Here is a 19,668-nt window from a genome sequence, read left to right as displayed (position 1 = left end):
CCAGAAGGGCGTCCAGGTTTGTCGTCACACACGAGCCAACGGGCGCCCTTCGCCATGGTCGCGGCCAGCATGAACATAGGACTCATTCATCTAGCCCTGCACCTGGCTCAGCCAGTACAGGGTGCGGCGGAGTTCGGTGGGGAAGGCGTGGTGGGGGCCGTGGAGGCGTTCGGCGTCGTAGAGGAGGCGGGAGAGGGTCTCCTGGGCGGCGCCGCGTTCGCCCTGGGCGAGGAGCAGGTGGCCGATGGAGCGGCGGATTTCCAGGGGGCGGAGGGGGTCGTCGGCGTAGTGCTCGAAGTAGGGCAGCAGGGCGCGGAATTCCTCCAGGGCCTGGGCGACCTCGCCGAGCTGTTCGAGGCACTGGGCGGCCTCGTAGTGGAACTGGAGGGCCTGGCGGGTGGCGCCGGCGCCGGATTCCTTGGCGTACTCCTCGGCCAGCAGCCGGAGTTCGGGCAGTGCCCGGCGGTACTGGCCGTCGTCCATGAGGGTCGCGGCGTACTGCTTGCGCAGGGTGCGGACGACCGGGGAGTGGGCGCCGTGCCGCTCGGCGGCGGCCGGGAGGATGTTGCCGAGGATGTCCACGGCGTGGGTGATCCGGCCCTGGTCGAGCAGGTTCTTGACCTCGTCGACGGCGGCCGCGACGTCCGGTCCGGTGGAGGGGGGAGACGACGGGGGCGGGGGCACCAGGGGGGTGGCGGCGGAGGTCCAGGCGCCGGGCGGGCGGGAGGTGCCGGTCGCCGCGGGTGGCGGCGGGCCCGGTGCGTTCGGGGCGGAGTTCGGGCCGGAGTTCACCGCGCCACCGGACGTCAGCGCACCCGAGAGGGCGGAGACGCGGGGGTCGGCCGGGCCGGCGGGCGGGGGCGGTGCCGACGTCTGGGGGGTGGAGAGGGCGGTGGGGGTCGGGGTGTGGGAGGAGCGGAGGGGCCAGGGAGCCTGGGGGTGGCGGAAGGGACGGGTGGGGTCCATGGGGGCGAGCGGTGCGGGCGGGGTCGCCGGGGAGCCCACGGTGGCGGTGGGCAGGAGGGGGGCCAGGGCCTGGTAGACCTCCTGCGCGTCGGCGGGGCGGGCCTGCGGGTCCTTGCGGAGGAGGTGCAGCACGAGGGCTTCGAGGGCCTCGGGGACGTCGGGGCGGAGCTTCCGCACCGGCACGGGCTCCTCGTGGAGGTGGCGGTGGAGCACCCCGAGGGCCGTCGACCCGGCGAACGGCACCTCACCGCTGAGAAGTTCGTGCAGCAGGACACCCAGCGCGTAGAGGTCGGTGTACGGGCCGACCGCGCCGCCCATGGCCTGCTCGGGGGCCATGTAGGCGGGGCTGCCGATGGGCGAGCCGGTGTGCGTGAGGCGGGTGGTGTCGGTGTCCAGCGCGGAGGCGATGCCGAGGTCGAGGACGACCAGGGAACCATCCGGGCGGATCATGACGTTCCGGGGCTTGAGGTCGCGGTGGACGATCGGCACGGCGTGGACGGAGGCGAGCACGGCACAGAGCTGGGCGGCGACCGAGACCGCCCAGGGCCAGGGGTAGGGGTCGTGCTCGGCGAGGTGGTCGGAGAGGTCGGCGCCCTCGACGTACTGCATGACCAGGTAGAGGTCCTCGCCGTCGCTGCCGGCGTCGTGGACGGTGACCAGGCCGGGGTGGTCGACCTGCGCGGTGACCCGGCACTCGCGGACGAAGCGGCGCCGCATCTCCTCGCCGTCGGGGGTGCCGGCCACCCGGTCCGGGCGCAGCAGCTTGACGCCGACCCGGCGGTCCAGCCGGCGGTCGTAGCCGATCCAGACCTGGCCCATCCCGCCCTGGCCGAGCAGCGCGGAGAGTTCGTAACGGTCGCCGATGACCCGGCCGTTCACCGCCCTTCCTCCTTGCGGAGGTAGTCGCTGAGCTCGTCGAGTTCGGCCCGCACCCGGTCGATGCGCTGCGGCTGCGGACGCTCCTGGGGCGCGGGGAGGTACGGGGCGGGCGCGGGGTGGTGGCCGGGTGCCGGCGGCGGGGGCAGCCGGGTCTCGGTGACGGCGTACGGGTTGGCCGGGCGGGGGCCCTGGTACGGCTGGGTCTCCCGGCTGTGGAAGGCGCCCGGTGCGGGCGGCTGCGGCGGGCCGTAGGGGTGCGCGAGGGGCGGGGTGCCCGGGATGCCCGCGAGGCCCGGGTAGGCCGCCGGGACGTGGCCGGCGCCGGGGGCGGCGGTGCGCCGGGCACGGGTGTCGACGACGAGGTAGTAGGCCACGGCCGCGGCGATCTGCATCAGCAGCAGGCCCACGCCGACGTTGGTGCGCCAGTCCGTCTCGGCGTAGCTGGTGATCAGCACGCAGGCGCCGATGACCGCCACCAGGTCACCGCCGAACAGCCACCAGCCCAGCTGCCCGCGCTGCACGATCGCGGCCCGCAACATCGGCACCCAGGCCAGCAGCCCCAGGCTGAGCACAGCGGTGGCCACGAACACCACCCGCAGCAGGATGACCGTGCCCTGCGCGGGGGGACGGTGCGGCGGGTGGGCCGGGACGGGGCCGTGCATCACTGCTCCTGACGGATCGGTTCGTGGCCGGTGGGGCCGTGCTGACACGGCGGCCTGGCACGCCGGCGGTGGTGCGCCCAGCACCGCACGTGCCTAGCGAGCGTATATACGACACCGGGCGCGTGTGCGGGGTTGTACGGAATGGACCGGGCGATGTGCCGGGCCCATTCTGCGACCTGCGGCGGAGCGCCGGCCGCCCCAGGTCCCGCCCTTCCGCCGGTCCGTCCGCTATACCCGATCCGTCCGTCGGCCGGTGGCGACCGGTGTCGTGACAAGCGAACCGGGTGCGTACCCGTCGGCCCGTCAGTCCGGTGTGACCGACCCGTCCGTCAGCCCGTCGTAGAGGCCCTGCACCAGCTGTTCGCCGAGCCGGGTGGCCTGGCGCAGGGTGCTTTCGAAGGTGGCCAGGTCGCTGAACCGGCTGCCGTAGCGGCGCTGTTCGGCCAGCGGGAGCCGGGGCAGCTGGAGGCGGCGGACGTCGAGCCGGGTGGCGGTGGAGGCGTAGCTGCTGGCCTGGCGGTTGTTGGCGGTGCCGCGCAGGAAGCCGGCGAGGAACCACGGGTCCAGGGCGGCCGGGTCGGGGCGCAGCAGGGTGAGGTTGCGGCCGAGGGCGGCGCCGGCGGTGGCCGGGTCGACGACCCGGGCGATGGCGCCGCCGCCGAGGACCGGGACGACGACGTCGCCCTCGCGGAGCAGGACGGGTTCCTCGGCCGGCCCGGAGGCGGGCGCCTCGGGCAGGGCGCCGGAGGGGGCGCCGCCGGCGATGACGTCGTGGTCGGTGAGGACCGGGGGTGCGTCCGGCCCCTCGGCCGGTGCGGTGCCGGGGCCGCCGGTGCGCAGCACCAGGGCGCCGGAGCGGGCGAGTTCGCCGACGGTGGTCAGCGGCCAGCGGGCCGGTCCGGTGTCGGCGTCGGCGGGCCGGGGGGTGAGCTGGGTGGTCCGGGCGAGGGTTTCGGTCAGCCGGTCGTGCACCTCGGCGAGTGCGGCCGGACCGCCGGCCGCGGCGGGCGGCGGGAGGTGCCGGGCCGGGGCCAGGTCGACGTCGTCGTCGAGGAGGTCGATGGCGGCCAGCGAGCGCCGGACGCCGGGCCGTTCCTCGATGCCGCCGTCGCGGTCGAAGGCCCGCCAGGCCTCCACGGCGGTGTCCCGGACGGTCTGCCAGTCGGGCCGGTCCCGGCCGGCGGCGGCGCCGGCGGTGAGGTCGGCGGTGTCGACGACGAGGAGCTGCGGGGTGGGCGGGGTGGTGCCGCCGGGCCTGCGCAGCACCCACAGGTGCAGCGGGACGCCGTTGGGCGGGGCGGCACCGGCCGGCAGTGCGATGACCGCGCGCAGTGCGCCGCGGCGCAGCAGGTCGGCGCGGATCCGGCGGCCGGAGCGGCGGGACGCGGCGGCGGGCGGCATCAGCACGACGGCGGTGCCGCCCTCGCGCAGCCGGGCCAGGGCGTGCTGGACCCAGGCGAGTTCGGATTCGGTGCGGGCCGGGAAGCCGTACTCCCAGCGCGGGTCGTAGGCGAGTTCGTCGTGGCCCCAGTTGCGTTCGTTGAACGGCGGGTGGACGAGCACGGCGTCCGCGGTGAGGTCGGGGAAGGTGTCGGCGCGCAGGGTGTCCGCGGCGCGCACCCGGACCTCGGCGGCGGGGGCGCCGAGGGCGAGGCGGAGCGCGGTGAGCGCGGCGAGGTCGGGGTCCAGCTCCTGGCCGTGGAGGGTGACGGCGGTGCCGCCGGTCTCGTCGGCGGTGCGCTCGCGGGCGGCGGCGAGCAGCGCGCCGGCGCCGCAGGCCGGGTCGAGGACGGTGGTCAACGGGCCTGCCACGGCCGCGAGTTCGGCCATCAGCGCGGCCGGTCCCGGCGGGGTGAGGGTGTACTGCCGGGGGTTGGCGTCCAGGTGGCGGCCAAGCAGGAAGGCGTACGCCTCGGGGGCGCCGTCCAGGGTCGCGAGCTCGCCGGTGGAGCGTACGAGTGCGGCGGAGGGGGCGAGCGCCTCGCGGGTGAGGCCGCGGACGGGGTGGCCGGGGCCGAGCCGGGCGGCGAGCACGGAGTCGAGCATCGCGGGCAGCACGCCGGTGAGCTCGGTGTCGTCGGCGGCGCCGCGCAGCTGCTGCCAGGCGGCGGGCCGGTCGTGGGCGAGCAGCAGGACGGCGCCGGCCTGGCGGAGCGCTGCGGCGGCGCCCGCGGGGTGTCCGACGAGCTGCTGCCAGACCCGTTCGCGCAGCGGGACCTCGGCGAGTTTGCCCTGGTCACGCAGCCATTGCTCGATGTCGCGGAGGGCGAAGGCGGGGCTGGTCTCGGTGCCGCCGACGGGCTTGGGGAAGTCGGCGTGGCGGCGCCGCCAGTTGCTGACCGCGGCCCGGCCGACGCCGGCGAGCCGGGCGATGCCGGCGGCGGTCACCTCGGTCGGGCGGCTGTCCGCCCCCTGGTCCGCTGACGCGTTGTGCGGCACCTGGCTGACTCCCATTCCGTGAACCCCCGACCTCCTGTGACCCCCGACGCTGTGTCGGTCAGCATACCCATCCGCCAGGATTCTCCCCCTTCACAGCGTGAACCAATCCACTTCTCTCATTCATGTTGACTCGGTTCACAGGCTCTGCTGTTATTGACCCATCACCGCAACGGTCTTCGATCCACCAGCCCGGAAGGGGCTCCCACGCATGTCCCAGCAGATGCACTTCCAGCCCGCCCCGCAGGGGCACGCCGCCCCGCAGCAGGCCCGTAACGGTCTCGGCGTCGCCGCCCTGATCCTCGGCATCATCGGCGCCCTCAGCGGTATCCCGATGATCCTGTTCTGGCTGGCCGGGCCCCTGGGCATCCTGGCCCTGATCTTCGGCCTGGTGGGCATGAGCCGGGCCAAGAAGGGCCAGGCCACCAACAAGGGCGTGGCGATCACCGGCACGATCCTCGGCGCGCTCTCGCTCGTCCTCGCGGTCGTCGGGGTCATCGTCACGCTGATGGCCGTCAACAAGGCCGTCGACGAGGTGCACAAGGAGTACGAGAAGCAGTCGGGCAGCAGCAGCAACATCAAGGACCTGGGCGCGGGTGAGGCCGCGAAGTACAACAACGGCCTTGAGGTGTCCGTCTCCAAGCCGACCCCGTACACCGTCGACAAGAACACCCTCATCGACGGCCACACCGAGGGCAACAAGGCCTGGAAGGTCACCGTCACGCTCAAGAACACCGGCTCCAAGGCCTACACCAACCCGCTGATGACGACCGACGCGGAGGCCGACGGCAAGAAGTCCGAGGAGGTCGCCGACGACAAGCACGGCATCCTGCACCACGACTTCGAGAAGACGCTCAGCCCCAACGAGTCCTCCAAGGTGGACATGGTCTTCGACGCCCCGCCGACCGCCAAGGAGCTCGAACTCAAGATCACGCCGGACCTGCTGCTCGACCCGGCGAACTGGAAGCTGGCGCTCTGACGCACCGGGGCCCCGCCCCCTCCTCGCCCTCCCGGCCCGGCACCGCGACCCGCGGTGCCGGGCCGGGCGCCGTCCGGCCGCCGGGAACGGACCGTGCCGGCGCGGCGTCTGACTCACTGCCCGACGGGCACCTGGTCCCCGGGCCGGCCGCGTCAGGTACCTTTCCGGCAGTTGAGAGTGAGTGAGGACCCTGATGGACACGGCCGCCGCAACGGCCGGGGGTGCCCCCGGACGGGACCTGGGGCAGGACGGCCGCACCGTGCCGCCGCCCCGGACCGCCGCCGACCCGGCCGCGACCACCGCCCCCGGGCCGCCCGCCGGCCCCCTCCGGCACACCGCCCGCCGACTGCTGGACCGGGCGGCCCCGCTGCATGTGCCCCGCCTCGACCCGTACTGGGCCGCCCTCCTCTTCTTCCTCGCCTTCGCGCTGCTGGCCCTGCACCGCTTCCGGACCCTGTCCACGTCCTCCTGGGACCTGGGCATCTTCGAACAGGCGATACGCGGCTACGCCCACTTCCGGGCGCCGATCGTCGACCTCAAGGGCCCCGGCACCAACATCCTCGGCGACCACTTCAGCCCCGTACTGGTCCTGCTCGCCCCCCTCTATCGCGTCTTCCCCTCCTCACTGACCCTGCTGATAGCCCAGGCCGCGCTGTTCGCGGTGTCCGTCATACCGGTCACCCGCGCCGCGGCCCGCGCCCTCGGCCGCCTCCCCGGCCTCGCCCTCGGCATCGCGTACGGCACCTCCTGGGGCCTGCAGAAGGCCGTCGACTTCGACTTCCACGAGATCGCGTTCGCCCTGCCGCTGCTGGCCTTCGCCCTCGAAGCGGTGCTCCGCGGCCGCTGGACCGCGGCGGTCTGCTGGGCGGCGCCGCTGGTCCTGGTCAAGGAGGACCTGGGCGTCACCGCCGCCGCCATCGGGGCCCTCGCCCTGATACGCACCCGGAGGGCGAGCCCCCTCCCCATCGCGCTGGTCGGCTTCGGCCTCGGCGCCGCCGCCCTCACCCTCGGCGTCCTCATCCCGTCCTTCAACGGGTCCGGCTCCTACGACTACTGGGCCAAGTTCGGCGCCGACGGCGGCGGCGCGACGATCCCCCTCGACACGGCGCTGCGCACCACCCTGTGGGTACTGCTCCCCACCACCGGCCTGCTCGCCCTGCGCTCCCCCCTCATCCTGGTCGCGCTGCCCACCCTGGGCTGGCGGTTCCTCTCCCACGAACCCCACTACTGGGGCATCGACTGGCACTACAACGCCGTCCTGATGCCGGTGGTCTTCCTCGCCCTGGTCGACGCGCTCCCCCGGGCCCGGGTCTCCGCCCGCCCCTGGCTGCGCTCCTATGCCCACCACCTGCCGGCCGCCGCCCTCGCCGCGGCCCTCGCGCTGACCGCCAACCTGCCGCTGGCGCGGCTCACCGAGTCCGCGACGTACCGCACGCCGCCGGACGTCGCCGCCGCGGCACGGCTGCTCTCCCGGATCCCCGACGGCGCCACCGTCGAATCCGACATCCGCCCCCTGAGCCGGCTCACCGACCACACGCGCGTCTTCTGGCTCGGCAACACGGGGGGCTTGGCGCCCGGCTACATCGCGGTCCAGCTGCGGGACGGGCACACGGTGCGCCAGGCGGTCGCGGATGCCGTTGCCCGGCATCCGCGGGCGCACTACGTCGTTCTCGGCGGGGCGGCCGATGTCCTTGTTCTTCGGAGGACTTCCGCCGGCTGACCCGTAGGGCTTGCCTCCCACGTTGTCGGCTGGCCCGCCGTGGGGGTTGCGGTTCTTCCGCCTTCGGCGGGCGTGGGGGCTTGGGCCGGGGGGCGCTCGGTTGGTGGGTGTGCCGGGTGTGGTCCTCCGGGGGCGGGTTTCCGGACTGCTTCGCTTTACGTCCACAACACAGGCGCCGGAGGGCCGAACCCGGCACCCACCACCCACCAGGCGCCCCCGGCCCTAAACCCCACCCCGCCGAAGGCGGGAAAGACAGCAACGCCCACGGCGGGCCAGCCGAAAACGTGGGAGGCAAGCCAAAAACGTACGGCTAGCTCAAAACCGTCGTCAGGAACTCGCCCACCCAGGCGAGAAGCTGACGCCCCACCACCGGCTTGCCGCCGATCTTGGCCGTCGTGGGCCGCGGAACCAGAATCTGGTGAGTGGCCGGCTTCAGGACCGTACGCGGGTACAACCGCTTCAGGCGGAGTTCCTGGGACTCGCGGAGTTCGACCGGGCCGAAGCGGATGTTGGCGCCCTGGAGGGTGATGTCCGAGACGCCGCAGGAACGGGCCAGCATCCGCAGGCCGGCGACGAGCAGGAGGTTCTCGACCGGCTCGGGCAGCTTGCCGTAGCGGTCGGTGAGCTCCTCGCGGACCGCGGCGATGTCCTCCTCGGAATTCGCGGAGGCAATCGCGCGGTAGGCCTGGAGGCGGAGCCGCTCGCCGGGGGCGTAGTCGTGCGGGACGTGCGCGTCGACGGGGAGCTCGATCTTGACCTCCAGAGGCGGCTCCTCCTCGACCCCGCCCTCCAGGGAGGCCCGGTAGTCGGCGACGGCCTCGCCGACCATGCGGACGTAGAGGTCGAAGCCGACGCCGGCGATGTGGCCGGACTGTTCGCCGCCGAGGAGGTTGCCGGCGCCGCGGATCTCCAGGTCCTTCATGGCGACGTACATGCCGGCGCCCATCTCGGTGTGCTGGGCGATCGTGGCGAGCCGCTCGTGGGCGGTCTCGGTCAGCGGCTTCTCGGGCGGGTAGAGGAAGTACGCGTAGCCGCGTTCGCGACCGCGGCCGACCCGGCCGCGGAGCTGGTGCAGCTGCGACAGGCCGAAGTTGTCGCCGCGCTCGACGATCAGCGTGTTGGCGTTGGAGATGTCGATGCCGGACTCGACGATCGTGGTGGAGACCAGGACGTCGAACTTCTTCTCCCAGAAGTCCACCACGACCTGTTCCAGGGCCGTTTCGGACATCTGGCCGTGGGCGGTGGCGATCCGAGCCTCGGGGACGATCTCGCGGAGGCGGGCGGCGGCGCGGTCGATGGACTCGACGCGGTTGTGGATGTAGAAGACCTGGCCCTCGCGGAGCAGTTCGCGGCGGATGGCGGCGCCGATCTGCTTCTGCTCGTAGGGGCCGACGAAGGTCAGGACCGGGTGCCGCTCCTCGGGCGGGGTGGTGATCGTGGACATCTCGCGGATGCCGGTGACCGCCATCTCCAGGGTGCGGGGGATCGGCGTGGCCGACATGGTCAGCACGTCGACGTTGGCGCGGAGCTTCTTCAGCTGCTCCTTGTGCTCGACGCCGAAGCGCTGCTCCTCGTCGACGATGACCAGGCCCAGGTCCTTGAACTTGGTCTCGGAGGAGAACAGGCGGTGGGTGCCGATGACGATGTCGACGGCGCCCTCCCGCAGGCCCTCCAGGGTCGCCTTGGCCTCGGTGTCGGTCTGGAAGCGGGACAGCGCCTTGACGCTGACCGGGAACTGGCCGTACCGCTCGGTGAAGGTGCCGTAGTGCTGCTGGACGAGCAGCGTGGTCGGAACCAGAACCGCGACCTGCTTGCCGTCCTGGACCGCCTTGAAGGCGGCGCGGACCGCGATCTCGGTTTTGCCATAGCCGACGTCGCCGCAGATCAGCCGGTCCATCGGGACCGACTTCTCCATGTCCTCCTTGACCTCGGCGATGGTGGTGAGCTGGTCGGGCGTCTCCGCGTACGGGAAGGCGTCCTCCAGCTCGCGCTGCCAGGGGGTGTCCGGGCCGAAGGTGTGGCCGGGGGCCGCCATCCGGGCCGAGTACAGCTTGATCAGGTCCGCGGCGATCTCCTTGACGGCCTTCTTGGCGCGCGCCTTGGTCTTGGTCCAGTCGGCGCCGCCGAGCCGGTGCAGGGTCGGGGCCTCGCCGCCCACGTACTTGGTGACCTGCTCCAGCTGGTCGGTGGGGATGTAGAGGCGGTCGCCGGGCTGGCCGCGCTTGGCGGGCGCGTACTCGACGAGGAGGTACTCGCGGGTCGCGCCCTGGACCGTGCGCTGCACCATTTCGATGTAGCGGCCCACGCCGTGCTGCTCGTGGACGATGTAGTCGCCCGCTTCGAGGGTGAGCGGGTCGATGGTCTTGCGGCGCCGGGCCGGCATCCGCTGGCCGTCCTTGCCGGCCGCCTTCTGGCCGGACAGGTCGGTCTCGGTCAGCACGGCCAGCTGGAGCTGCGGAGCGATGAAGCCGTTGTCGAGGGAGCCGCAGGCGACATGGACCAGGGCGGGCGAGATCTCGGGGAGGTCGGCGTCGAGGCGGGCGGCGATGCCCTCGCCGCCGAGGACCTCGACCGTGCGGGCCGCGGGGCCGTGCGCCTCGGTGACGTAGACCGTGCGCCAGCCGTCGGCGAGCCACTGCTTGGTGTCGGCCAGCGCCCGCTGGGTGTCACCGCGGTACGTCTCGGGGGCCTGCAGGCCCAGCTTGAGGGTGTCGCCGTCGTCCTCGGCGTCCGGGTCCTCCCCGGAGGCGAACGGCGTGACCGACCACCACATCATGTCCAGCTCACGGGCCCGGTCGCGGACATCCGCGATGCCCCACAGGGACGCCGCGCCGACGTCGATGGGCGCGTCCCCGCCGCCCGCCGTCGCGGCCCAGCTGGCCTGCAGGAACTCCTGGCTGGTCGCCACCAGGTCGGCGGCCCGGGTGCGCACCCGCTCCGGGTCGCAGACCACGGCCATGGAGCCCTTGGGCAGGACGTCGAGCAGCAGCTCCATCTCGTCGACGAGGACCGGCGCGAGCGACTCCATGCCTTCGACCGCGATGCCCTCGGCGATCTTGCCGAGGAGTTCGCCCAGCTCCGGGTGCTGTTCGGCGAGGGCGGCGGCGCGGTTGCGGACGTCCTCGGTGAGCAGCAGCTCACGGCAGGGCGGCGCCCACAGGCCGTGCTCGGCGATCTCCAGGGAGCGCTGGTCGGCGACCTTGAAGTAGCGGATCTCCTCGACGTCGTCGCCCCAGAACTCGATCCGGAGCGGGTGCTCCTCGGTGGGCGGGAAGACGTCCAGGATGCCGCCGCGGACCGCGAACTCGCCGCGCTTCTCGACCAGTTCGACGCGGGCGTAGGCGGCCGCCGCCAGTCCGTCGACGATCTCCTCCAGGTCGGCGGTCTGCCCCGTGCGCAGACTGACCGGCGCCAGGTCGCCCAGGCCCTTGACCTGCGGCTGGAGCACCGAGCGGATCGGCGCGACGACGACCGAGACGGGGCCCGCGGTGGGGTCGTCCGGGCTGGGGTGGGTGAGCCGGCGGAGCACCGCCAGGCGCCGGCCGACGGTGTCCGAGCGCGGGGAGAGCCGCTCGTGCGGCAGCGTCTCCCAGGAGGGGAACTCCACGACGGAGTTGTCCTCGCCGGCCGGCATCAGGCTGCGCAGCGCGGCGGCGAGGTCCTCCGCCTCCCGGCCGGTGGCGGTGACCGCCAGCACCGGGCGCTGTGCCTCGCGGGCGAGCGCGGCGATCACGAACGGGCGGGCGGCCGGCGGGCCGACGAGATCCACGTGCGGGCGGCGTCCGTCGGCCGCGGCCCGGACCGCTTCGGCGAGCGCCGGGTCCCGTACGACGGCGTCGAGCAGACCAGTCAGGCTCATGAAAGGCTTCCGTCCCAGCAAGCGAGGCGAACAACGCGAACAGCCCGCGACGTCACACGGGCGGGGGTTGCCCACGATACGCCCGACCGCCGACAAACCGCCGCCCGAGCAGACCGGGCCCGGACGGGGGGCGGACCGCCTGGTGGTCCCGTTCCGGATCCCGGTCCGGCATGGAAGGCTGGGGCGGGAACGGTGCCCATTACACACAACGGTGGCAGGGAAGCGGAGGGGGACCCATGAGCCGCACGACCAGGGGCAGCGACAGCCCCACGGACCGGGGCACGGGCGGCCCGCGGACGCCGGCGCCGGAGCCCGGCAGCGCCCGCAGCGAGCGGCGCGGCCCGGTCGTCGCCGCCCTGATGCTCGGCATGGCACTGGCCGCGCTGGACTCCACGATCATCGCCACCGCCGTCCCCCAGATCGTCGGCGACCTCGGTGGCTTCGCGGTCTTCTCCTGGCTGTTCTCCGGCTACCTGCTGGCCGTCACCGTCACCCTGCCCGTCTACGGCAAGCTCTCCGACACCTTCGGCCGCAAGCCCATCCTGATCACCGGCATCGTGCTCTTCCTCGCCGGCTCACTGGCCTGCGCCGCCGCCTGGAACATGGCGTCGCTGATCGCCTTCCGGGTACTGCAGGGCCTGGGCGGCGGCGCCCTCCAGGGCACCGTGCAGACCATCGCCGCCGACCTCTACCCGATGAAGGAACGCCCCAAGATCCAGGCCAGGCTCTCCGGCGTCTGGGCCACCTCGGCGATCGCCGGGCCGGCGCTCGGCGGACTGCTCGCCGCCTACGCGGACTGGCGGTGGATCTTCCTGGTCAACGTGCCGGTGGGCGCGGTGGCGCTGTGGCTGGTCGGGCGGCACTTCACGGAGCCGCAGCGCGCCACCGGCCGTGGTGGCGGCCGGCCCCGGGTGGACTGGCCCGGCGCGCTGGCGATCTTCGCCTGCGGCGGGCTGCTGCTGACCGCCCTGGTCCAGGGCGGCGTCGCCTGGGCCTGGCTCTCCACCCCGTCCCTGCTGCTGTTCGCCGGCAGCGCGGGGTGCGGCGCGGCCACCGTCCTGATCGAACGGCGCGCCGCCGAGCCGATCATCCCCGGCTGGGTGTGGCGCCGCCGCACCATCTCCGCGGTCAACCTCGCCCTGGGGGCGCTCGGCCTGCTGATGGTCGCCCCCACCGTCTTCCTGCCCACCTACGCCCAGTCGGTACTGGGCCTGGGCCCGATCGCGGCCGGTTTCGTACTGTCCGTGATGACCCTGAGCTGGCCGGTGTCGGCGGCCCTGAGCAGCCACGTCTACAACCGCCTCGGCATCCGCAACTGCGCCCTGCTCGGCATCGGCGCGGCCGGGCTGGTCCTGCTCGCCTTCCCGCTGCTGCCCTATCCCGGCGCGGCCTGGCAGCCCGCGCTGATCATGCTGGCGCTGGGCGCCGCCCTCGGCCTCTTCCAGCTGCCGCTGATCATCGGCGTGCAGTCCTCCGTCGGCTACGCCGAGCGCGGCACCGCCACCGCGTCCATACTCTTCTGCCGCCAGGTCGGCCAGTCCGTCGGCGCCGCCCTCTTCGGCGCCGTCGCCAACACCACCCTCAAGGACCGCCTGGCCCACGCCCCGGCCGACATCCGCCCCGGCCTGCCCGGCGACCTCGACGCGGTCTCGCACGCCCTGGAGCACGCCGGCACGCTGACCGCGCACGCCACCGACTACCTCCGCCGCGCGGTCGCCGCCACCGTCGGCCATGTCTACCTCGGCGCCGCCACGGCCGCCGCGCTCGCCGCGCTCGCCCTGCTCCTGCTCGCCCCGCGGCGCTTCCCGGTGCACGCGGACGCCCGTACGGCGGAGGCCGAGCCCGGCGGGACGTAGCCGGGCCGGGGCCTGCGCGGGGTCAGCCGCCCGCCTGGCGCGGCACCCGGGTCTCCACGGTGTCCTCCTCGTCGGGACCGGCGGGACCGGCGGCCGGGCCGTCGTCCTCCGGCGCCGGAGCCTTGCCGGTCAGCGCCGCCAGGCTGTTGCGGACGTGCGCCATGTGGGAACGCAGCTCCTCGCGCTCCTCGTCGTGCTCCCGCAGCGCCCGCTCCGTGGCCCGCTCGATGCGTTCCGCCGCGACCCGGGCCTGCGCCAGCAGTTCGGCGGCCTGGTCCTCGGCGGCCTCCTGGTGGTGCCGGGCGGCCTCCTCGGCCTGGGCGTAGCGCCTCCGCTCGTCGGCGAGCAGCACCTCACCCCGCTCGTCCAGCTCCGCCACCAGCCGTTCCAGCGCCGCCTCCCGCTCGGCGATCTCCCGCCCGCCCGCGTCCCACTCCTCCGCGTGCCGCTTCTCCTGGTCGCCGAGCAGCTGGTCGGTGCGCCGCACCACGTTGGCCAGCGCCTCGGCGGCCTCCGCGCGCAGCTGCCCGGCCTCCCGGGATGCCGCCGCCACCAGCTTCGTGGCGTTGTCCCGGGCCACCTCCTCGGTGTGCCGGGCCCGTTCGTCGGCGTCGGTGCGCAGCGCGGACGCCGCCTTGTCCGCCGACTCCCGGACCCTCTTGGCGTGCGTTTCGGCCCCGTCCCGCTCCTCCTCGGCGAACTCCTCGGCCTCCCTGCGCAGCCGCGCCGCCTCGGACTCCGCCGTGGTCAGGATCAACCGGGCCTCGCTGCCTAGGGATTCGTACGTCTGCGGGGGCAGCTTCGCCAGATAGAGCCGCAGTTCGGCGAGTTCGGCCTCCATCTCGTTGCACAGGACGGTGAGCCGCGCGGCCCGCTCCCAGCAGGAGTCACGGTCGATGGAGAGCCCCTCGAAGCGGCGGTCCACATCCTCCGGCCGGTACCCACGGCCCCGTACGATCTCGAACCCGTGAGGCGAAACCGATGCACTCATCCCTCAAGCCCCTCTGTGCAGTTGCGCGCATTTCTCCTCGGACCGGCCGGCGGCGGCGCCCTCGCGACCCTCCGGCCGACCCACTGCACCAGGATGCGTTATTTATCGACAGAAGTCGGAATTGGATCATCGTGGCGCAACGCCCGGAACAACCGGCTCGCCCCGTTTTCGTCCCACAGCAGTACCGACCCGGCCCCGGCCACCATCACCCCCGGCTGCCGCACCGGCACCGTCGTCGCCACCCCGCTCCCGCCCGCGATCTGCTTCATCGCCCAGCCCATGTCCAGCAACTGCGCCACTCCGGCCTGCTGATCCACCCTCAGCGCCGCCACCGACACGTCCAGCACCCGCCGCAGCCGGAACGGATCGAGCAGCACCTGCGAGTCCGTCATCCCGTCCGCCAGCGCACCGATCAGCCGGCGCTGCCGCTTCACCCGTCCGAGGTCCCCCTGCGGGTCGGCATACCGCGCCCGGACGTACGCCAGCGCCTCCGTGCCGTTCATCCGCCGGCAGCCCGCCGGGAAGTCCGCGCCCGACCTCTCGTCCCGCAGCGGCCGCTCCAGACACAGCCGCACCCCGTCCGGCAACGCGTCCACCACCTGCACCAGCCCCAGGAAGCTGACCTCCGCGTACCGGTCGATCCGCAGCCCCGTCGCCTGCTCCACCGTCCGGGTGAGCAGCCGCGGGCCGCCGTCCGCATACGCCTCGTTGATCTTCCGGCTGCCGTACCCCGGCACCGGGACGTAACTGTCGCGCGGCAGGCTCACCAGCGAGGGGCCGTGGTCGCCGTAGTGCAGCACCATGATCGTGTCGGTGTTCCGCACCTGGTTGTTGCCGACGTGCAGCTCCTTGCGCTGCTCGGGGGTCAGCTCGGCCCGGCTGTCCGAACCGACCAGCAGCCAGTTCGTGCCCCGGCCCGCGGCCGGCCGCCCCGCGTAGTCACCCAGCGCATCGACGTGCTGCAGCTGCTGCCCCGCCCGCACATACAGCCCCACCCCGCCCGCCACCACCAGCAGGACCAGCACCAGCAGCGCCACCAGCAGCCACTTCAGCCAGGCCAGCCGGGACGGCCCGGAACCCGTCCCCCGGCGCCGCGGCGGGCGCCGCCCCGGCAGCGAACGGGCGATCCGCCGCCGGTGCCACCACGGCGGCCGCCGCGCCCGGTACAGCGTCGTCGACGGGCCGGGCCACGACGACGACCACGACGGGGGTATCGGACGGCCCATACAGGCATGGTCAGGGCACCCGGCCCGGCCCGCAGGTCGAGCGCCCCCGCCCTAGCCCGGAGCGCCCCTCACAGCAGGCCGTCCCACATCTGCTCCAGCAGCACCGACCACCAGGTCTCCGGCGAACCGAGCGCCGGCGGGTCCAGCGCCACCAGCTGCGCCTGGAAGTCCACCGTCCAGCGGCCCGCCTGCTCCGGCGTGAGCCCGTACCGCAGCCGCCACATCCGGCCCAGCATCGCCAGACAGCGCACGAACTCCGGCAGCCCGGAATTCACGAACTGCGGCGCGGCCGGCTGACCGCCCGGCCCGTCCCCCATGGCCTGAACGGCATGGGAGGTGCCCCCACCCATCGGCACCGCCACGATGTGCGCGGTCCCGTACTGGACACACAGCTGACGCCCGAAGTCGTTGCCCATCACCAGGTACGACCCGGCGTCCGACGCCGGCTGCACCCCGCGCTCCGCCGCCAGCTCCGCCAGCGTCGGCACCGGACGGCCCGGCTGCGCCTGCGCCCAGAAGAACGGCCCGAAGTCCACCGGCAGCCCGGACCACACCAGCATCTGCGCCACCACGTCCGGCACACCGTGCCGGGAGACCGCCCGCTGGTCGAACCGGAAGATCCCCTGCGGCCCGAAGGACTGCTCCAGCTCCTGCCCGATCACCTGCGGCGGAACCGGCGGCACCGGCTGCACCTGCGACGGATGCGGCAACGGCACCCGCACCGGCGCCGGCCGCGCCGGACCGTCCGCGACCTGGTGCAACTCGCCCTGGTGCTCGACGAGATGCCGCACGCCCTGCTGACGCGAGGCGTGGTCCCGGCCGTACGCGGCGGTGTGGCTGATCCGCACCTGCGGCCAGTTGTCCCGGATCATCCGCGCGCAGTAGCCGCCCGGCAGATCACAGCACTCCAGCTCGGTGTGCAGCTCCAGCACCTGCTGCGGCGGCACGTTCATCCCGCGCAGCTCGTGCAGCAGCTGCCACTCCGGATGCGGCGTACCCGGCGCCGAACGGCGCACGATCTTCTGCTCCGAACCGTCCGGGGCGCGATAGCTCAGCACCGCCATGTAGCCCGGACCGACCGTCGGCTGACCACTGGGCGCCGGCGGATAGCCGTACGCACCAGGAGCGGCACCGCCGGGGCCCGGCACACCGGGCGGCGGGCCGGGCGGGGCGGGCTGCCCCTGCGGCGGACCGGGCACACCGGGCGGCGGCACACCGGGACCGGCGGCCGGCGGCACACCGGGCGCACCCGGACCACCCGGGCCCCCGGGCAGCGCCGCGCCACTGGCCAGCATCGTCGCCGCGGCATGCACCCCACCACCGGAGCCACCGCCCGTGGCGGGCGCCGGCGGGGGCGGCGGCGGACCGCCCGGCGCACCCTGGCTGCCCTGACCGCCGTGCGCACCCTGGCCGGGCCGCCCTGGCGGGCCGGGCGGCTTCGGCGCACCGGGAACGCCCGGAGGCGCGGGCGGCGGCGGCACACCCGGCCCCGCACCCGCACCCCCCGGACCGCCGGCAGCCACGAGATCCTGCAGCGACGCCCCGTCGGCGAGCATCGTCGCCGCGGCGTGCACCCCACCACCGGGACCGCCGGCACCCGGCGCACCCGTACCGCCGGAGCCACCCGCGTCACCGCCACCGGGTCCGCCGGCGCCGCCCGGCCCGTCCACCGCGCTCAGATCGAGGCCGTCCGCATCCAGCTGCGAAACCAGCTGCGTCGGCACATAACCACCGGCCGGACCACCGGCCGGCGCACCGGACGCACCCGCGGCCGGGCCTTCCGCGCTCTGCGGGGCGGGCGGCGGCGTGGCGGGGCCGGGAGCACCCGGCACGGCGACACCGGGCGGCGGCGGGACGTCCGCGACCGGCGGCCCCGACGGCGGCGGCAGATCCGGCAGCCCCGCAGCGGCCGGCGGCGCGGACGGCATCGGCGGCAGCGGCGCCCCACCGGGACCGCCGGCCCCGTCGGACGGCAGATCCAGCGCAGGCGCGACCTGAGTACGCGGCAACTGGCTGCCGCCCTGCAGCAGTTCGGTCTTGGCGTCCGGCCGCGCCCGCGGCGCCACCGGGGCGTCCTCCTCGTCGCAACCGGCCAGCGGCGGCGCGAAGACCGTCGCCGGCAGGCCCACCGAACGGTCCCCGGCCCCCGCATCGGAATGCGTCGTGTCCGCCGCCGCCCAGGGGGTGTCGTCGACAGCACCCGCAACGGGCGCGGGCGCAGGGGCAGGCGCGGGCGCGGGCATCGCGGACTGCTGTGGCGCGGCGGCCTGTTGCGGCACCGACGGGGCCGCCGGACCGGAACCCGCACCGGGCCCCTCCTCCGCACTCCCCGCGCCACCACTCCGGTCCGGGATGCCGATCGCGTCCGCCGCCTCCTGCAGCCACTCCGGCGGCGTCAGCAGGAACGACGTGGCCTCCAGATCGATCCGCTGCGGCGGCTCGGCAGCGCCGTACCCGCCGTCCACCGGCGTGCCGTACTCCTCCTCGTAACGACGGATCACCTCGCCCACCGGCAACCCCGGCCACAGCGTGGTCTCCCCGCTGTCCCGCGCGATCACCATCCGGGCCCGGCCGCCCTCCGTCGCCGCACCCCCCTCACGGTCCTCCGCCCAGGCCACGAAGCCCAGGTCGAACTCCCGCACCCGCACCTCACGGTGGAGCTCCGCCGGCACCTCGCCGTTCACCCACCGCTCGGCGCGCTCCTGCGCCTGCGCGAACGTCACCACCGCGATCAGCCCCCCACCGCGACGGCCTGCGCGAAACCGCCGTCCACCATCAGGTTCGCCACCGTCTCCAGCTCCGGCGGGTTACCCGCCAGCCGCTGCAGAAACTCGTCGAAATCCGCCCCGCACGGCAACAACAGCCGCTCCACCCGCTCCTGCACCGTCCAGCCGTCCCGGTCCCGCGCATCGTCGTACGGGCAGAACCACACCGAGCCCCGCCCCTCACCGCGCACCTTCACCGCGACCACACCACCCTGCGCGAACGCCACCCCCAGATAGTCCTTGGTGAAGTGGTCCCGCAGGCACTTGTTCACGTACACCAGGTCGTTGACCGCCGCGTCGTCCCGCACCGTGAAGAACGGCTGGTCCACCAGCAGCCCCAACTCCGCGTCCAGCGCCGCACCCACCGGCGCACACCCGCCCGCCGCCTTCACGAACGACCGGTACGCACCCGGCAACCGGTACCCCAGCGCCTCCTCGGCCTGGACCACCTGCTCCTCACCCACCGACAGATCCCGGTGCGGCAACCCGAAGTGCGCCGGCCGGGTCTCCTGCAACGGCCGCGTCCCGCGCTTGTCGTGCGCCACCGCCGCCGTCGCCAGCCCACCGTGATGCCGCAACAGCGCCTTCACCTCGACGGGGATCAGCTCCATCCGCCGGGTACCCGCCACGTGATGCCAGGTCCAGCCGTGCGGCGTCGCCACCGCGGGGACATCTATCCACAGCTCGTGCCCCTGCGCGTGCAGCGCTGCGTTCGCCGACACATAGTCCGTCAGCCTCAGCTCGTCGACCCCGAAGCCCTCCGGCGGCTCGGCGATCTCCGCCGCGGCCCGGGCGTACGGCGCGAAATCCGGGAAGCCCCGCCCGTCCATCCGCACCCCCGCCGGATACCGCGCGGCACGCACCGGATCCGGAAAATGCACGACCTGTCCGGCATAGGCCGCATTCGGTGGCGCGGCATGTCCCGCCGCCTGGGGGCCGGGTGGAACCCCCAGCCCTGGCCGACCTGTCGTCATCGCGGTTGCCCCCTGGCTGAAGCTGGCTTTGGGGCACAGCCTATGCCGTACCGCAACACCCCCCGCCGCCCCCGCCCCCGCACGTCAGCGCCACCCCCCGGCCCGGCGGCGCACCGCCTCCCACCCGGCGGAACCCCCTCCTCCGCCCGCGTGCCCCCCACCCGTCAGCCCCGCGACACACCGGCGTCACCCGCCGGCCCACCACCCCCGAACCCCGCACACCACCCCGCCCACCAGCCCCGTTGACCCCCGGTCGACACCCCGTCAGCCCCTCGTGATCACCGCGACAGGCCGTCCGACTACCGGAACACCCAGCACATTTGGCAGGCTGACCCCCGCAACCGGGGGGTTTGCA

Annotated in this window: 11 protein-coding genes; 3 read left to right on the top strand and 8 right to left on the bottom strand. The window is 74.2% G+C overall.

All coding sequences use genetic code 11. The features are described 5' to 3' along the window. Positions 1-90: 90 nt before the first annotated feature. From ACGF4C_RS37365 to ACGF4C_RS37355, 3 genes are all read right to left on the bottom strand, one after another. Complete coding sequence (locus ACGF4C_RS37365; RefSeq protein WP_393572784.1) at positions 91-1,845, bottom strand: protein kinase; 1,755 nt, start codon at positions 1,843-1,845, stop codon at positions 91-93. Then, on the bottom strand, positions 1,842-2,507 hold the full coding sequence (locus tag ACGF4C_RS37360) for a hypothetical protein (protein WP_393572782.1): 666 nt from the start codon (positions 2,505-2,507) through the stop codon (positions 1,842-1,844). Before ACGF4C_RS37360 ends, ACGF4C_RS37365 begins: the two co-directional genes overlap by 4 nt. Positions 2,508-2,810: 303 nt before the next feature. Then, positions 2,811-4,961 carry an N-6 DNA methylase gene (locus tag ACGF4C_RS37355; RefSeq protein WP_393572780.1) on the bottom strand — a complete coding sequence of 717 codons (2,151 nt, stop codon included), beginning with the start codon at positions 4,959-4,961 and terminating at the stop codon, positions 2,811-2,813. Between the two features lie 193 nt (positions 4,962-5,154). On the opposite strand from ACGF4C_RS37355, the gene ACGF4C_RS37350 reads away from it, so the two are divergent. Both ACGF4C_RS37350 and ACGF4C_RS37345 read left to right on the top strand, forming a co-directional pair. Continuing rightward, positions 5,155-5,922, top strand: coding sequence for a DUF4190 domain-containing protein (locus ACGF4C_RS37350; RefSeq protein ID WP_393572778.1), 768 nt, complete (start codon positions 5,155-5,157; stop codon positions 5,920-5,922). A gap of 193 nt (positions 5,923-6,115) precedes the next feature. Further along, positions 6,116-7,642 (top strand): DUF2079 domain-containing protein, encoded by a 1,527-nt coding sequence (locus tag ACGF4C_RS37345; RefSeq protein WP_393572776.1) that lies wholly within the window; start codon positions 6,116-6,118, stop codon positions 7,640-7,642. 310 nt (positions 7,643-7,952) lie between these two features. Here ACGF4C_RS37345 and mfd read toward each other — a convergent pair whose 3' ends face one another. Then, a complete protein-coding gene (gene mfd, locus ACGF4C_RS37340; protein WP_393572774.1) occupies positions 7,953-11,501 on the bottom strand; it encodes a transcription-repair coupling factor in 3,549 nt (1,182 codons plus the stop codon). Between the two features lie 359 nt (positions 11,502-11,860). On the opposite strand from mfd, the gene ACGF4C_RS37335 reads away from it, so the two are divergent. Next, positions 11,861-13,357 (top strand): MFS transporter, encoded by a 1,497-nt coding sequence (locus ACGF4C_RS37335; protein ID WP_393572788.1) that lies wholly within the window; start codon positions 11,861-11,863, stop codon positions 13,355-13,357. A gap of 22 nt (positions 13,358-13,379) precedes the next feature. Here the strand turns inward: ACGF4C_RS37335 and ACGF4C_RS37330 are convergent, their stop codons facing one another. The 4 genes from ACGF4C_RS37330 to ACGF4C_RS37315 form a co-directional block, all read right to left on the bottom strand. Further along, positions 13,380-14,282 carry a cellulose-binding protein gene (locus ACGF4C_RS37330; RefSeq protein ID WP_393572772.1) on the bottom strand — a complete coding sequence of 301 codons (903 nt, stop codon included), beginning with the start codon at positions 14,280-14,282 and terminating at the stop codon, positions 13,380-13,382. Positions 14,283-14,446: 164 nt separating this feature from the next. Next, positions 14,447-15,385 (bottom strand): LCP family protein, encoded by a 939-nt coding sequence (locus tag ACGF4C_RS37325; protein WP_393572786.1) that lies wholly within the window; start codon positions 15,383-15,385, stop codon positions 14,447-14,449. Between the two features lie 257 nt (positions 15,386-15,642). Beyond that, positions 15,643-18,300, bottom strand: coding sequence for an SUKH-4 family immunity protein (locus tag ACGF4C_RS37320; protein WP_393572770.1), 2,658 nt, complete (start codon positions 18,298-18,300; stop codon positions 15,643-15,645). 5 nt (positions 18,301-18,305) lie between these two features. Then, the gene (locus ACGF4C_RS37315) at positions 18,306-19,313 is read right to left on the bottom strand and encodes an SMI1/KNR4 family protein (RefSeq protein WP_393572768.1); all 1,008 of its coding nucleotides are present in this window, start codon (positions 19,311-19,313) and stop codon (positions 18,306-18,308) included. Positions 19,314-19,668: the final 355 nt, after the last annotated feature.

This window comes from Streptomyces sp. NPDC048197, assembly GCF_043202395.1.
GTDB lineage: Bacteria > Actinomycetota > Actinomycetes > Streptomycetales > Streptomycetaceae > Streptomyces > Streptomyces siderophoricus.
The sequence above is the reverse complement of the archived record's forward strand: the minus strand, read 5'-3'. Positions and strand labels throughout refer to the sequence as shown.

Bases quoted from the DNA above. Each gene is read 5' to 3' on its own strand.
- ACGF4C_RS37360 (WP_393572782.1), bottom strand. From the start codon at position 2,507: ATGCACGGCCCCGTCCCGGCCCACCCGCCGCACCGTCCCCCCGCGCAG.
- ACGF4C_RS37355 (WP_393572780.1), bottom strand. From the start codon at position 4,961: ATGGGAGTCAGCCAGGTGCCGCACAACGCGTCAGCGGACCAGGGGGCG.
- ACGF4C_RS37350 (WP_393572778.1), top strand. From the start codon at position 5,155: ATGTCCCAGCAGATGCACTTCCAGCCCGCCCCGCAGGGGCACGCCGCC.
- ACGF4C_RS37345 (WP_393572776.1), top strand. From the start codon at position 6,116: ATGGACACGGCCGCCGCAACGGCCGGGGGTGCCCCCGGACGGGACCTG.
- mfd (WP_393572774.1), bottom strand. From the start codon at position 11,501: ATGAGCCTGACTGGTCTGCTCGACGCCGTCGTACGGGACCCGGCGCTC.
- ACGF4C_RS37335 (WP_393572788.1), top strand. From the start codon at position 11,861: ATGCTCGGCATGGCACTGGCCGCGCTGGACTCCACGATCATCGCCACC.
- ACGF4C_RS37315 (WP_393572768.1), bottom strand. From the start codon at position 19,313: ATGACGACAGGTCGGCCAGGGCTGGGGGTTCCACCCGGCCCCCAGGCG.